This is a genomic window from Pseudomonas sp. Z1-14 (assembly GCF_051132005.1).
Taxonomy (GTDB): Bacteria; Pseudomonadota; Gammaproteobacteria; order Pseudomonadales; family Pseudomonadaceae; genus Aquipseudomonas.
In genome coordinates, this window is sequence record NZ_CP071646.1 from 3,295,120 (window position 1) to 3,307,598 (window position 12,479).

Sequence of the window (12,479 nt, forward strand, 5' to 3'; positions counted from 1 at the left end):
CATGAACACCCAGACCCAACCGCTGGTGGATGAGCGTTTGCGCGCATCATCTGAACGGGCGCTGCTGGCAGCCATCGTGCTGTTCGCCGCCATCACCCCGACCATTCTCATGACCGCACCGGCCATCGCGGCGCAACTGGCGACTCAATGGCAGTTGAGCCCGTCACAGATCGGCGACCTTTTCTCCACCGAACTTGGCGCCATGAGCCTGGCCACCCTGCCCGCCCTGTGGTGGCTGAAACGTATCGACTGGCGCCGCGCCGCATTGCTGGCGGGTGTCGTGTTCATTGCAGCAAACCTTTTATCAGTGCTTGCTGCCGACTACTCGATACTCCTGGCATTACGCTTTTGCAGTGCCCTGGCGGGCGGTTCGTTGATGATCATCTGCCTGTCCAGCGCCGCGTCAACAGCCAATCCCGGTCGCGTCTATGGGTTATGGGTGCTGGGGCAACTGGTTGTCGGGGCGATCGGTTTGAGCATCCTGCCTCGGCTCTTCGAACACTTCGGGCTATCGGCGTGCTACGTGATCCTCGCAGGGTTGATGACGGTCTTTTTGCCACTCGCCCGCTCTTTTCCGCAAGGCAGCCCATCGGCTGAAACAACCGCCGAGCATGTCGCCGTCGCCTCGCTGTGGAAAGCCGCGCTGGGCATTCTGGGGGTCTTGAGTTTCTACATTTGCCTGGGCGGTGTGTGGACCTTTATCGGCTCCATCGCCACCCAGGCAGGTATCTCCGCCGAGTCTAGTGGCAAGGTTCTGGCGCTCGCCACGGTGATGGGCATTGTCGGAGCGGGCTGTGCCTCACTGATCGGCGACCGACTGCCACGCTTGCTGCTGTTGCTGCTGGGCTACGCACTGATGGCCGGTTCGGTGCTGTTGCTGCGAGGTCAACCCGAAATCATGCAATTTGCCGTGGCGGCGCTGCTGTTCAAGTTCACCTGGACCTTCATCCTGCCGCTGATTCTGGCCTGCCTGGCCGACCTCGACCGCTCCGGAAAACTGATGAACGCCTCCAACCTGGTGATTGGCGGTGGCCTGGCTATCGGCCCGACAGTGGCGGGCCGGCTGATCGAAGCCAGCGGCGGCTTCCAATCGCTGCTGATCGGCGGGACGTGCATCACCCTGCTCTCCCTGGCGTTGATGCTCGGCAGCCGCCCAAACGCATGAGTGGCCTTATTACCCCTAAAGAAAATGGAAAGACGATGAGCCGAAAAAGTGCATTTTTCTTCGACGAACTCAGCCTCTGGCACAGCGCCGGGTTGCATGCCTTGACCTTGCCGGTGGGAGGATGGGTACAACCACCTGCCGCTGCGGGCCACGCTGAATCGCCGGAAACCAAACGCCGTCTGAAGAGCCTGCTGGACGTTTCCGGCCTGACCCGTCATTTGCAGGTACGCAGCGCCAACGCGGCGACCGATGAAGATCTGCTGCGGGTTCATACACCCGGTTACCTGCAACGCTTCAAGACGATGAGCGATGCCGGGGGCGGTGAGTTGGGGCCGCACGCGCCCATAGGGCCTGGTAGTTATGAAATAGCCAAGCTCTCTGCCGGGTTGGCCATCGCCGCGGTCGATGCCGTGCTCGTCGGGGAAGCCGACAACGCATACGCCCTGTCGCGCCCGCCAGGCCATCACTGCCTCGCCGACAGCGCCATGGGCTTTTGCTTCCTGGCCAACATTGCCATCGCCATTGAAGCCGCAAAAGCCCGCCGTGGCCTGGGCAACGTCGCGGTGATCGACTGGGACGTACACCATGGCAACGGCACACAATCGATCTTCGAAGAGCGTGGTGACGTGCTGACTATCTCACTGCACCAGGACGGTTGTTTCCCGGCAGGTTACGGCGGTGAGGCTGATCGCGGCCGTGGCGCGGGGTTGGGTGCGAACATCAATATTCCACTGCCGCCCGGCAGCGGCCATGAGGCTTACCTGTACGCGATGGAACGCATCGTGATCCCGGCACTGGAGCGCTTCGAGCCCGAATTGATCATTGTCGCCTGCGGCTACGACGCCAACGCCGTCGACCCGCTGGCCCGCATGCTGTTGCACAGCGACTCGTTCCGGCAGATGACCTGCCTCGTGCGTAAAGCCGCCGAGCGCTTGTGCCAGGGCCGTCTCGTGCTGGTGCACGAAGGTGGATACTCAGAAGCGTATGTACCGTTTTGCGGGCTGGCGACCCTTGAGGAACTGGCGGGCGTGAGGACTGCCGTCACCGATCCCATGCTGGAGTTTGTCCAACTGCAGCAACCGAAGGAGGCGCTTGCGGCGTTTCAGCGGCACTTGATCGATGAGTTGGCCCACACACGCTTGGCCTAGGCGCTGGCACGCCTGAGCGAGAGACAAGAACCGATGCCATGACTGGCATCGGCTCTTGATACGCGCCTGACACTTCTACGCCCGCATGCTGCGAAGCCAACCCTTGAGTCAAGCGTTGGAGGTCGGGCTTGCAAGGTCACTGTTCAGACAAAGTTCCGCACAAACGCCACCGCCCGCCAGGTTGTAAAGGCGTAACGTGCAGCCGATCTTGTTTGTCACCATCTGCACGATGGCCAATCCCAGGCCCGCGCCATTGGCATTGCCGCGACTGTAAAACCGCTCGAACAGCCTTGCGATTTCCCCTTCATCGATCCCCGGGCCGGCGTCTTCAACCCTCAAGCAGACCCTGCCCGCCTCGTCCTTGCGCACCACCACAGCCACCTCGCTCCCTTGGGGAGAAAAGTTGAGGGCATTGGTCACCAGGTTCTGCAGGACAATGGCCAGTGCTACCGGTTCGGTTTGCACCCAACACTCTTCATCACACTCCAATACCAATTCCACGTTCTTTTCCATGGCCAGTGGCGTGAGTTCGGCCAATTCTTCACGGACCAGTTCGGCGAGTTGCACGCGCTGATACACGGGGTTGTTCAGTTGCGGTTCGATGCGGGCCATGGTCAAAAGCTGGCTGGCGATGCGGGTGGCGCGATCGACCCCGTTGACAAGGAAATGCAGCGCCTCGCGCCGCTGTTCTTCAGTCACCGCGGTTTGCGCGTTCTGGGCATGGATGCGCAGGATCGCCAAGGGTGTACGCAGCTCGTGAGCGGCGTCGGCGATGAAGCGGCGCTCGCGCGCCAATAGACCATCCACCTGGTCCAACAGGCGATTCAGCGCGGTTTGCATGGGTTCAAGATCGCTGGGCAGAGGCTTGAGATGCAACGGCTGCAGAGTCTCGGTGGTGCGCCCACGGATAGAAAGGGCCATGGCCCGCAAGGGGCTGAGGCCCCAACCGATGACCAGCCAGATCAACAGCGCCAGCAGCGGCACTCCGATCAGGCTGGGCCAGAGGGTATGACGCACGATGCGCTGGATCAGGTCCTGGCGAATGTCGTCGCGCTCGCCCACCCAGATCAGCAGGTCCTGTTCAGGGTCGGCAAGGAGAAAGGCGCACCAGTCGTTGCCGTTATCGACGATGTCATGGGAACCCAGGGTGGCCAGCGACGCATCGAGAACCGGTGCGCCGGCGGAGCGCACCAGTAGCTGACCATCCCTGCGCCACACCTGGAAGGTCAAGCGCGTTTCATAAGGATGGGCAACGCCGTTTTCACCGACACGACTCATGGCCTGGTCGAAGGCCTGGTACAGGCGGTCCCAGTCAGCTTCCCCGGGGTCGCGTTGGCGCAGCACGCCTTGCAGCAGCCGCGCGCTTTGGGCCAGTTGGGCGTCGTAGACTTCTTCTATTTCCTGGTGGCTATCGCGCAGCACCAGCCAGCTGATCAGGGCGTCACCCAACAGGATCAGGGCCAATTCAGGAATTAGAATGCGCGCCCGCACGGAGGTCATGGTTTGAGCGCCAGTACGTAGCCGACGCCGCGCACGGTGCGGATCAGCTCGCTGGATAACTTTTTTCGCAGGTTGTGGATCAATACTTCCAATGTATTGCTCTCGACGCGGTCCTGCCAGCCGTACAGCGCGCGGGACAGACGCTCGCGGGTCACCACTTTGCCGGGGCGCACCATCAGTTGGTGGAGCAGTTGGTATTCCATGGGGGTGACGATGACGTCCGCATCCTGGTAGCGCACCTGCTGAGTGGCCGGGTCAAGGCTGACGCCGGCGTGTTCAAGCATCGGTTGCGCACGGCCCTGGCTGCGGCGCAGCAAGGCGCGCACGCGGGCCTTGAGTTCTTCGACGTCGAAGGGTTTCACCAGATAGTCGTCGGCGCCAGCGTCGAGCCCGGCGATGCGTTCGGCGGTGCCGTCGCGGGCGGTGAGTACCAGCACCGGTAAATCGTGCTGCTCGGCGCGCAGTTGCTGCAACAGGTCGAGGCCGTCGAGGCGTGGCAGGCCGAGGTCGAGCAGCAACAGGTCAAAGCTTTCGCTGCGCACGGCGTGCAGGGCCGCGACGCCATCCTGCAGCCAGTCCAGCGTGTAGCCTTCGGCACCCAGGGCTACGCGAATTCCCTGGCCGAGGGCACGGTCATCTTCGACAAGGAGCAGGCGCATGGCAAAATCTCTGTAGGAATCGGCGGCATCATGCCGAGTTCTGGCCGGGGGCATTTCAGCAAAATGTTACGACTCGTTGCCAACTAAGGTTGCCCTAAGGTTGGTTTTGCACTGTGCAATCTCCCACATCCGCTGAGAGCTTTTCCATGCGCAAAATTCTCCTGTTGTCCCTGATTATCGCCAGCCCCCTGGCTGTCGCCGGTCCGCAATGCACCACCGCGGAGCGTTCGCAATGGCAAGACGAAAAAGCCTTCCAGGACAAGCTCAAGGCCGAAGGCTACGAGATCAGCAAGTTCAAGGTGACCGATGGCAACTGCTACGAGATCTACGGCTTCGACAAGGACAAGCGCAAGGTCGAAATCTACCATGACCCGGTCACCGGCAAAGCCGTGAAGACCGAGATCAAAGGCTGATGCCAGACGAATCCTTACGCCTGTGGGACCCGTTGGTGAGACTGTTTCATCTGTCTATCGCCGGGGTCTTTGTCGCCAACTACTTCTTCAACGAAGCAGGCGACGACTGGCACGTCTGGCTGGGCTATTACGCCATGGCCTGGCTGCTGGTACGAACGGTTTGGGGATTCGTCGGACCACGCAGCGCACGGTGGGCGGACTTCTGGCCCACGCCAGAACGTCTGGGTACTCACGTGCGCTCGCTGCTCAACGGTCGGCCACAACACCGCCTGGGCCATTCGCCAATTGGCGCGCTGGTGATGTTGTCGATGTTGCTGGCATTGCTGACTATCGGAATCAGCGGCTTCCTGATGCAGGAAGTCGATGCCCTCTGGGGCGCCGATTGGCCGTTGCAACTGCACGAAACCGCCGCCAACACGCTGCTCGGTCTGGTGTGTGTGCATGTGCTGGCAGCCGTTATTGAAAGTATCCAGGTCCGCGACAACTTGCCGTTATCCATGCTCACCGGTCGCAGGAAGGGCCTGCCGGACGAACGTGCGCAGTAAATTTAATAACGCTGCGGTGCCAGCCACCTTGAAAAGGGTTAGCGCGCCGTAATCAACGGAACCTCATCTGACCTACTGAGGCCCTCATGACTGGCCGAGCTTGCAGGGTGACTATTGATGGGTGTCCGCTTCCTCAGCCGGATAAAACTCGCCCTCCTTCCCCATTTTGTTCAGACGTTCGCGGGCGATCAGCTCAACGCTGGCCACTGCGGCCTGATCGTCAGGGTCGACCCACTGCAAGCACAGGCGCTGGACATTCTGATCATGGGTGCCCTCGCTGAGCATTTCGTGGGTGAAAACCTGGGCACCACGCCATAGGCATAGCTGGGTATGAGTCCCACCGAGCCATATCTCGTTGAATGGTCCAAGGTCGGTGGTAGCCAGCTGATCCACGGTGATTGTCTTATCCATTGCGCTGTACCTTGCCAATGAGTAGATACAGGTAGACTTACAGGCGCAGCGGGTCGTTCCCGGCGTCTGACGAAAGCCCAAGACAGGTCTGGCTTAAAACGTGGATTGAATCCCTTACTTTTCGATGATCTCGCCGCGCATCGGTGCCAGCCGTGCGATCAGCCGATTTTGCACCGGCACCGGAACACGCTGCTCATCCATTGCAGCAATCAGGTCTTCAACCAAGGCATTAAAATCACTGCGGCTGATGTTCTGCCCCTTGTGACTCTCGGCCATGCTGTCACCGGTGTAGATGCAGGGGCCGCCGGTTTCCAGGCAAAATTGCTCGATCAATTTGTCGCGCAGCCGCTCGATATCAATCTTGCGAAAGCGCTCTACGATACGTTCATCACGCGCGATGTTCAGCAGCATGCCCTCGACGATCCGGGTGATCCCGGCCTGTGCGCCGAGGTCTTGATAGAGCGAGTCGTCCCTGGACAAGGGTTGTGTGCAGGCGCCCAACAGCCCGATCAGCACCAGCATGGCAATGCGCATCAAAAACTCCCCTGCACCGAAAGATATGTGCCGTTCTGGCGGTCGAGCGTCGCGATTTCGCCCAGCCGCGCGTAGGCCAGCACCACCGACAGATGTTTATTGGGAAAGTAACCGACGAACAGATCAGCCCAGTCACTTTCCCCGGCAAAGGACAGGTTGTCCGGTTTCTGCCGATACTCGACGCCCAGTGCCCAGCGCGGATTGAGCAGCACCGCCAGGGAGCCCTCCTTCAGCACGCTACGAGTATCGCGACGGTCACCGCCGAACCCGAGCAACCCCAGCTCATTGGCACGGCTGTAGCGCAGGCTGCCATTGAGCAGCAGGTTGTAGCCAAACGCCCCGCCCATGAATAACCGACTGGCAGCCAGATAGGCTTCGGTGTCGCTGTCCCGCCTGGCGCCGACCAGGCTCGGGATCAGGAAGTTGTTCTGGTGTTTGTACTCCAGACCAAGGGAAACCTGCGGCAAATCGTCGTAGATCACGTCACCGAACAAACGCACCTTCATGGCAAAGATGTCCTGGCCGAGGTTATCGTCGGGCAGGTTCAGCTTGTTCACCAGCGAACCCAGGTCGAAACGCTGCCGGGCAAAAGACAGCTCGACCCGGTTGTCGTAGGCCACGGCCAGCCCGGCGACATCCAGCCGATAATCCGGCAGATTGACCGAGGTCGCGAACGCAGTCGCCCCCCACTCGTTCTTTTCGCCGTAACCGGCCAACACCGCCCACGGCGTGATTCCGCCGCCGGCGGCACCCTCCAGGCTGCTGGCGCCACCGGTCGCGATCAAACGCCCGCCGTCGGCAGAAACGACCTGAAGGGCGAGTCCTGAGCAACAGGCGATCGATAGCCACAAACGTGAAGTCATGATGTTCAATGAACCAGCGAAGAATGAAGATTCAAAGGCAACGCCACCCAGGCCTCGAACGCCGCGGCGGTCAGCGGTCGGCTGATCAGGTAGCCCTGCGCGGTATCGCAATGCCAACGTTCGAGTAATCTCAGGCTGTGTTCATATTCAACGCCTTCGGCAACCACCTTGAGCCCCAGGTTATGACTCATTTCGATGGTCGAGCGGACAATTACCGCATCTTCGCTGGTGTCATGCAGGTCTCGGACGAACGACTGGTCGATTTTCAACTCTTGCACCGGCAGTCGCTTGAGGTGCGCCAAGGACGAATAGCCGGTACCGAAGTCATCCACCGACAGACTGATGCCGCAATCGCGCAACAGATGGAGGTTCTTCAGGGCCCGCTCGGGCTCGCGCATGACAGCGCTTTCGGTGACTTCAAACACCAGCTGCTCGGCTGGTAGCCGATGCGTGCGCAGCAATGCCACGACCCGAACAGGCAGATCGTCGCTGATCAGGTCTTCGGCGGATATATTCAATGACAGTTGCAAGCGTAACCCTCGCCCATTCCACTCCGAGAGCTGGCGCATGCCCTCGTTGATCACCCAATGGGTCAGCGCCTGAATGCTTCCGGTCCGTTCTGCCAAGGGAATGAATTCGGCTGGAGAGATCGGGCCCAGTTGCGGATGCTGCCAGCGCAACAGGCCTTCAGCCTGGCGGACATGACTCTTCAGAATGTCCATCTTGGGCTGGTAATGCAGGAGCAGCTCACCGTTGTTCGCCGCGTGGCGCAAGTCTCGAATCAGGGCGATCTGGCGGCGGTGGGCCAAATCACGCCCGTGCTGATAAATCTGTAGATGACCTGGCATCTGCGCCGCGTCTTTCATGGCGATGGAGGCGCGTTCCAGCAGGGTCTGCGCGCTTTGCCCATCCGCCGGGTAGGCCGCTATTCCAAGCCTGCAGTCCAGGGCCAGGTCGTGGCCGTTGATGTGCTGGGGCTTGAGCAATACTTGCTGCAACCTGTCCGCCAAGGCGACCGCCGCATCGCTGTCCATCCCATCGAGCAGAACCAGGAACTCCTCGGCGATCAGATGCGCCACGGTGTCGCCAGGGTGCAACAGGGCTTGGGTTTGCTGGCCGGTCTGACGGAGCAGCCGGTCGACCGTTTCGGGGTCGACCGTTTCGTTGATGGCCCGCAGGTTATGGATGCCCATACAGATCAGGGCAATTGGCCGGTTGGCGGCAATTGCACTGCCCAGGCGCTCCATGGCCAATGCGCGGTTGGGCAAGCCAGTGACGGGGTCATGGAGGGCGTTGTGGGCCAGTTGCTGCTCCCGCTCGGCGATGCCGCTTTGCATCGAATTGACGGCTTTGGCCAACACCCCGAGTTCATCCTCCCGCTCCAATACCACGGGGGTCTGGTAATCGCCTTGACCGATGCGCTCCGCCGCCAGGGCCAGTGACTTGACCGGACGCGACACACCTCGTGCCAATAGCAAAGCGCCGACCAACGAGGCGATCAGTGCGACCAGGGTAATCGCCAGGATTTTTTCGTCCAGCGGAGCAAACGCTTGCATGGCCACGTCCAGCGGACTCTGCAAGAGTGCTATTACTTGCCCATCGTATTCGTTCGAACCGTCAGCCAGCAGCAGAAACTGACTGAGGAAATTGCGATCCAGGTGCTCCGTCAGTACCGCGCTGTTGCGGTTGGACGAGTTGAGCATCAAGCTGGAGACAGGCCCGCGCAGAACGTCTGGTTGCGTGCTGACAAGCTCACCAGGCCGTTGTTGATCAACAGCAAGAAACGAAACCTCAAGGTTGGTGAGTGAGCGCAACTCACTGGCAAAGGCCTTGTCCATGCTGAAACCCATCACCACCCTGGCAACAGGCAGCGGTGCGAGCACGGGCGTTTCCACCAACAGATGCGGTTTACCCTGCAACGGTACGATTACCATGGCCTGGCGCGCACGTTGTGCCAGGCGCAGCGCGCCATCGTACTGGAACAATGAACCTTCCGGCATGTTGTCGAGGGTACTGGCGAGCACCTCGCCGTCCATGCTCAGCAGAATCATGTCGCTCGCATTGATGCGCTTGCCATGGTTGACCAGCACTGAACGGATGGTTGCAGCATCCCGGCTGGCCACCGCTTCGCGAAAGCCGAAGTCGGCCGCCAATAACTGCACGCCATCGGCCAAGCGTCGGCCCTGCACCTCCAGCAGCCGTTCGAAGACGCGCGTACCGACGTCCAACTGCGCCTCGGACTGGCTACGCACCGCAGAACGGGTCGCCGCATTGACGCTGAAATACAACACGCCGATCACCCCCAGCGACAACAGGATCATCACCGCTGCGACTTGCGCCTGGAAACTATTGCGCAGTTTCACGAGCCGCTCGCTTGAACGTATCGCCGAAGGCACTCGAAGCCGGAGCGGTTGCGGGCTGCTCAGGTAAAGGCTCCAGCGTCAGGGTGTAATTCTGCTTGAGGCCGGTCGCAGGAAGTTTCACAGAACCGGCATCGATCGGTTGCATCCCCTTGAGCCGGGGATGCCAAAGCGTCACGCGGTACTCGCCGACTGGCAAATCGTTCAGCACCACATTGCCTTGGGCATCGCTGACGGCAAAACGCGGATCGTCGGTGACAAAGACGTAGCCGAGCATCCGGTCATGGATATTGCAGCCCAATACCACCACGCCGGGCTTATCGAACAGCACCGGCTCGGAGGGGGTGCCCTCGTACAAGCGCAACTCAAAGCGCTTCGCCGGCGAAAACGAGTAGACCTGGTGGCGGATGTTGTCGCTGTTGGGGAATTTGATCGGGGTGCCGGTGTGCACCGCCAGCACATGGGGCGCAAATTGCTGGTTGCGCTGATCCATATTGGCGGCGGGAGGCGCCAACGGCGCACCGATCGGGCCTTGCAGCGTGACCACCGCGTCGGGCAGCCGCTGGCCCGTGCCTTCGTGCATCGCCACATCAAGCTTGGCCACCCCCGCCCACCCGACAGGGCATGCGAACAGTAACAGCAGTGCAAAAAGCGGGTTATTCCTGGACATGCCCATTCCATTGAAAACGAGGGTGAATCGTCCTGGTGACGAGACTCCTGATGGCGGCATCGGCAGTCACGCACTGATCGCCCATTTACCTAGGTATCGACCGCGTAGCAAAAATCTGAACAGGCAGGCCCGACATGACCGACTGCCGGCCTTGCGAGCCCCGCTGAAACGGCCGTTGATAATATTTTTATTCAGCCCAGTGCATCCAGTCCGCGTTCCAGAGGGTAGTACATGTAGCGGCCATGAACCGCTGCGCTGATCAAATCCTCAGGAGAAGCTTGTATGAACGCTAAACGATTGTTCTGCATTATCGGTACTGCATTGACTGCCAGTTGCCTGTTCGTCGCGATGCCTGCTGCTTACGCGCAAGCAGGCTTGCCTGAAAGCATCAAGGTCCCGGCCGGGCATAAGGTCGCGCTCGAAACTGCAGGAGTCGGAGAAATCACTTATGAATGCCGTGACAAGGCCAATGCCGCAGGGCAGACAGAATGGTTTTTCATCGGCCCGAAAGCGCTGCTGAACGACCGAAGCGGCAAGGCTATCGGCACTTATTTCGGACCACCTGCAACATGGCAAGCCAACGACGGTTCCAAAATCACCGGAACCCAATTGGCGGTCGCATCGGTCAGCCCCAAAGACCTCCCCTTGCAGCTGGTCAAGGCCAACCCCGCCGAAGGGAAAGGCGCAATGAACGGGGTCAGTTACATCCAGCGGCTGGCCGTCAAGGGTGGCGTAGCGCCGATGGCCGAATGCTCCAGCGCCAACAAAGGCAAGCGTGAGGTAGTGAAGTATCAAGCCGACTATATATTCTGGGCTGCCCAATAGATCACGCTCGACGGCCAGTGGTCAGGGCAAAGTCGGCTACTCTTCTCCCATGAATACCCCCTTGCCTCCGGGCTTGGGGTCATGTTGCTGCCAATGGCTGGAAACCTGTCCTTGCCCGAACCTTACTTCGACTATGAAGCCCACCTTGCGGCATGCGCCCAAGGCGACCAACAGGCGTTGCGCGCCTTATACGATCAGGAAAGCGCACGCGTGATGGGCGTTGCTCAGCGAATCGTGCGCCATAAGGCGTTGGCGGAAGACATCCTCCATGACGTCTTTATCAAGATATGGACTCGCGCCGCCAGTTTCGATCCGACCAGAGGCTCTGCCCGTGGCTGGATATTCAGCATAACCCGACATCTGGCCCTCAATGTCGTGCGCGACAACGCCAGGCAAATTCAGCTCGACGAGCACAGTGAAATGGCCTCGGACGCTTTGGCGTCCGTTGACGCGCCGAACAGCGACACGTTTGAGTACCTGACTCGTTCAGGTCGTATCTATACCTGCCTTGAACGATTGGAGCCGGCCCGGCGCAACTGCATACTTCATGCGTACGTGGACGGTTATTCACATTCCGAAATATCGAAAAAAGTGGGCGCACCGCTGGGAACCGTAAAGGCGTGGATCAAACGTAGTCTGGTGGCGTTGCGGGAGTGCATGGGATGACGACGAGCGCAGAGGATGATCTTCCCGAAAACATCGAAGAACTGGCGAGCGAATATGTGTTGGGGACATTGCCGGCCGATCAGCGCAAGCAGGTTCGACAGCGTCTGGCGCACGAACCCGCCTTGCGCGACGCGGTCGATGCCTGGGAGCAGCGCCTGGCGGCCTTGACTGAACAGGCAGAACCGCAAACACCTGGGCCCCTTGTCTGGAGGCGTATCCAGAACAGCCTGGACAGTCATGGCCAGCGAGCGCCGAATGCCCCACGGTCGAGATCATTGTGGGATTTTCTTCCGTTATGGCGCGGGCTCGCCGGGGCAGGCATCGTTGCAACATTGCTGCTGGGAACGCTGCTACTGACGCGCACGACCGCGGTCAGCCCAACCACTTACCTGGTGGTGCTGGTAGCGCCGCAAAACCAGGCACCTGGATGGGTCATTCAAGCGACCGACTCCAAGCAAATTCAACTTATACCGCTGGCGGTGGCTCAGGTCCCCAGCGATAAAGCGTTGCAATTCTGGACCAAGGCGGACGACTGGAAAGCGCCGGTATCGCTGGGTTTGGTCCGGCCTGGACAAACGCTGTCGGTCCCGCTCGATAAATTACCGCCGTTGGAGCCCCATCAACTTTTTGAACTGACTCTTGAAAGTGTCAATGGCTCGCCGACCGGAAAACCCACAGGGCCGGTGCAGTTCATCGGCCGGGCCGTGAAAGTCCTCTAGC

General features: G+C 60.3%; 14 protein-coding genes. 7 read left to right on the forward strand and 7 right to left on the reverse strand.

Translation table 11 applies throughout. The features are described 5' to 3' along the window. Window position 1 precedes the first annotated feature (1 nt). Both J3P89_RS14730 and J3P89_RS14735 read left to right on the forward strand, forming a co-directional pair. Window positions 2-1,165 (forward strand): MFS transporter, encoded by a 1,164-nt coding sequence (locus J3P89_RS14730; protein ID WP_434694626.1) that lies wholly within the window; start codon window positions 2-4, stop codon window positions 1,163-1,165. Window positions 1,166-1,200: 35 nt separating this feature from the next. Next, window positions 1,201-2,313, forward strand: a complete 1,113-nt coding sequence (locus J3P89_RS14735; protein ID WP_434652236.1) for a class II histone deacetylase — start codon at window positions 1,201-1,203, stop codon at window positions 2,311-2,313. Between the two features lie 108 nt (window positions 2,314-2,421). Here the strand turns inward: J3P89_RS14735 and J3P89_RS14740 are convergent, their stop codons facing one another. Both J3P89_RS14740 and J3P89_RS14745 read right to left on the reverse strand, forming a co-directional pair. Further along, on the reverse strand, window positions 2,422-3,813 hold the full coding sequence (locus tag J3P89_RS14740; RefSeq protein WP_434694627.1) for an ATP-binding protein: 1,392 nt from the start codon (window positions 3,811-3,813) through the stop codon (window positions 2,422-2,424). Continuing rightward, window positions 3,810-4,472, reverse strand: coding sequence for a response regulator (locus J3P89_RS14745; RefSeq protein ID WP_305495225.1), 663 nt, complete (start codon window positions 4,470-4,472; stop codon window positions 3,810-3,812). The genes J3P89_RS14740 and J3P89_RS14745 overlap by 4 nt, the downstream gene beginning before the upstream one ends. Window positions 4,473-4,618: 146 nt before the next feature. Between J3P89_RS14745 and J3P89_RS14750 the strand changes: the two genes are divergently transcribed. After that, window positions 4,619-4,885, forward strand: coding sequence for a PepSY domain-containing protein (locus J3P89_RS14750; RefSeq protein ID WP_048722823.1), 267 nt, complete (start codon window positions 4,619-4,621; stop codon window positions 4,883-4,885). Then, window positions 4,885-5,430 (forward strand): cytochrome b/b6 domain-containing protein, encoded by a 546-nt coding sequence (locus tag J3P89_RS14755; protein WP_434694628.1) that lies wholly within the window; start codon window positions 4,885-4,887, stop codon window positions 5,428-5,430. Before J3P89_RS14750 ends, J3P89_RS14755 begins: the two co-directional genes overlap by 1 nt. A gap of 111 nt (window positions 5,431-5,541) precedes the next feature. On the opposite strand, the gene J3P89_RS14760 is transcribed toward J3P89_RS14755, so the two are convergent. From J3P89_RS14760 to J3P89_RS14780, 5 genes are all read right to left on the reverse strand, one after another. After that, window positions 5,542-5,841 (reverse strand): hypothetical protein, encoded by a 300-nt coding sequence (locus tag J3P89_RS14760; protein WP_305495230.1) that lies wholly within the window; start codon window positions 5,839-5,841, stop codon window positions 5,542-5,544. Window positions 5,842-5,955: 114 nt separating this feature from the next. Further along, a complete protein-coding gene (locus J3P89_RS14765) occupies window positions 5,956-6,375 on the reverse strand; it encodes a group I truncated hemoglobin (protein WP_434694629.1) in 420 nt (139 codons plus the stop codon). Beyond that, window positions 6,375-7,238, reverse strand: a complete 864-nt coding sequence (locus J3P89_RS14770; RefSeq protein ID WP_434694630.1) for a DUF3034 family protein — start codon at window positions 7,236-7,238, stop codon at window positions 6,375-6,377. Before J3P89_RS14770 ends, J3P89_RS14765 begins: the two co-directional genes overlap by 1 nt. 5 nt (window positions 7,239-7,243) lie before the next feature. Then, window positions 7,244-9,601, reverse strand: a complete 2,358-nt coding sequence (locus J3P89_RS14775) for an EAL domain-containing protein (protein ID WP_434694631.1) — start codon at window positions 9,599-9,601, stop codon at window positions 7,244-7,246. After that, a complete protein-coding gene (locus J3P89_RS14780; protein ID WP_434624363.1) occupies window positions 9,585-10,268 on the reverse strand; it encodes a methylamine utilization protein in 684 nt (227 codons plus the stop codon). Before J3P89_RS14780 ends, J3P89_RS14775 begins: the two co-directional genes overlap by 17 nt. Window positions 10,269-10,550: 282 nt before the next feature. Here J3P89_RS14780 and J3P89_RS14785 point away from each other — a divergent pair, with 282 nt between their 5' ends. The 3 genes from J3P89_RS14785 to J3P89_RS14795 all read left to right on the forward strand — a co-directional run bounded on the left by J3P89_RS14785 (window position 10,551) and on the right by J3P89_RS14795 (window position 12,478). Then, window positions 10,551-11,093, forward strand: a complete 543-nt coding sequence (locus tag J3P89_RS14785) for a DUF3455 domain-containing protein (RefSeq protein ID WP_434694632.1) — start codon at window positions 10,551-10,553, stop codon at window positions 11,091-11,093. A 111-nt stretch (window positions 11,094-11,204) separates the two neighbouring features. Next, window positions 11,205-11,759, forward strand: coding sequence for a sigma-70 family RNA polymerase sigma factor (locus tag J3P89_RS14790; RefSeq protein WP_434604327.1), 555 nt, complete (start codon window positions 11,205-11,207; stop codon window positions 11,757-11,759). Then, window positions 11,756-12,478, forward strand: a complete 723-nt coding sequence (locus J3P89_RS14795; protein WP_434694633.1) for an anti-sigma factor — start codon at window positions 11,756-11,758, stop codon at window positions 12,476-12,478. The genes J3P89_RS14790 and J3P89_RS14795 overlap by 4 nt, the downstream gene beginning before the upstream one ends. The last annotated feature ends 1 nt before the right edge of the window (window position 12,479 follow it).

Coding starts and splice junctions, on each gene's coding strand:
- J3P89_RS14785 (WP_434694632.1), top strand. CDS start 10,551: ATGAACGCTAAACGATTGTTCTGCATTATCGGTACTGCATTGACTGCC.
- J3P89_RS14755 (WP_434694628.1), top strand. CDS start 4,885: ATGCCAGACGAATCCTTACGCCTGTGGGACCCGTTGGTGAGACTGTTT.
- J3P89_RS14780 (WP_434624363.1), bottom strand. CDS start 10,268: ATGTCCAGGAATAACCCGCTTTTTGCACTGCTGTTACTGTTCGCATGC.
- J3P89_RS14730 (WP_434694626.1), top strand. CDS start 2: ATGAACACCCAGACCCAACCGCTGGTGGATGAGCGTTTGCGCGCATCA.
- J3P89_RS14760 (WP_305495230.1), bottom strand. CDS start 5,841: ATGGATAAGACAATCACCGTGGATCAGCTGGCTACCACCGACCTTGGA.
- J3P89_RS14770 (WP_434694630.1), bottom strand. CDS start 7,238: ATGACTTCACGTTTGTGGCTATCGATCGCCTGTTGCTCAGGACTCGCC.
- J3P89_RS14765 (WP_434694629.1), bottom strand. CDS start 6,375: ATGCGCATTGCCATGCTGGTGCTGATCGGGCTGTTGGGCGCCTGCACA.
- J3P89_RS14795 (WP_434694633.1), top strand. CDS start 11,756: ATGACGACGAGCGCAGAGGATGATCTTCCCGAAAACATCGAAGAACTG.
- J3P89_RS14745 (WP_305495225.1), bottom strand. CDS start 4,472: ATGCGCCTGCTCCTTGTCGAAGATGACCGTGCCCTCGGCCAGGGAATT.
- J3P89_RS14740 (WP_434694627.1), bottom strand. CDS start 3,813: ATGACCTCCGTGCGGGCGCGCATTCTAATTCCTGAATTGGCCCTGATC.
- J3P89_RS14735 (WP_434652236.1), top strand. CDS start 1,201: ATGAGCCGAAAAAGTGCATTTTTCTTCGACGAACTCAGCCTCTGGCAC.
- J3P89_RS14750 (WP_048722823.1), top strand. CDS start 4,619: ATGCGCAAAATTCTCCTGTTGTCCCTGATTATCGCCAGCCCCCTGGCT.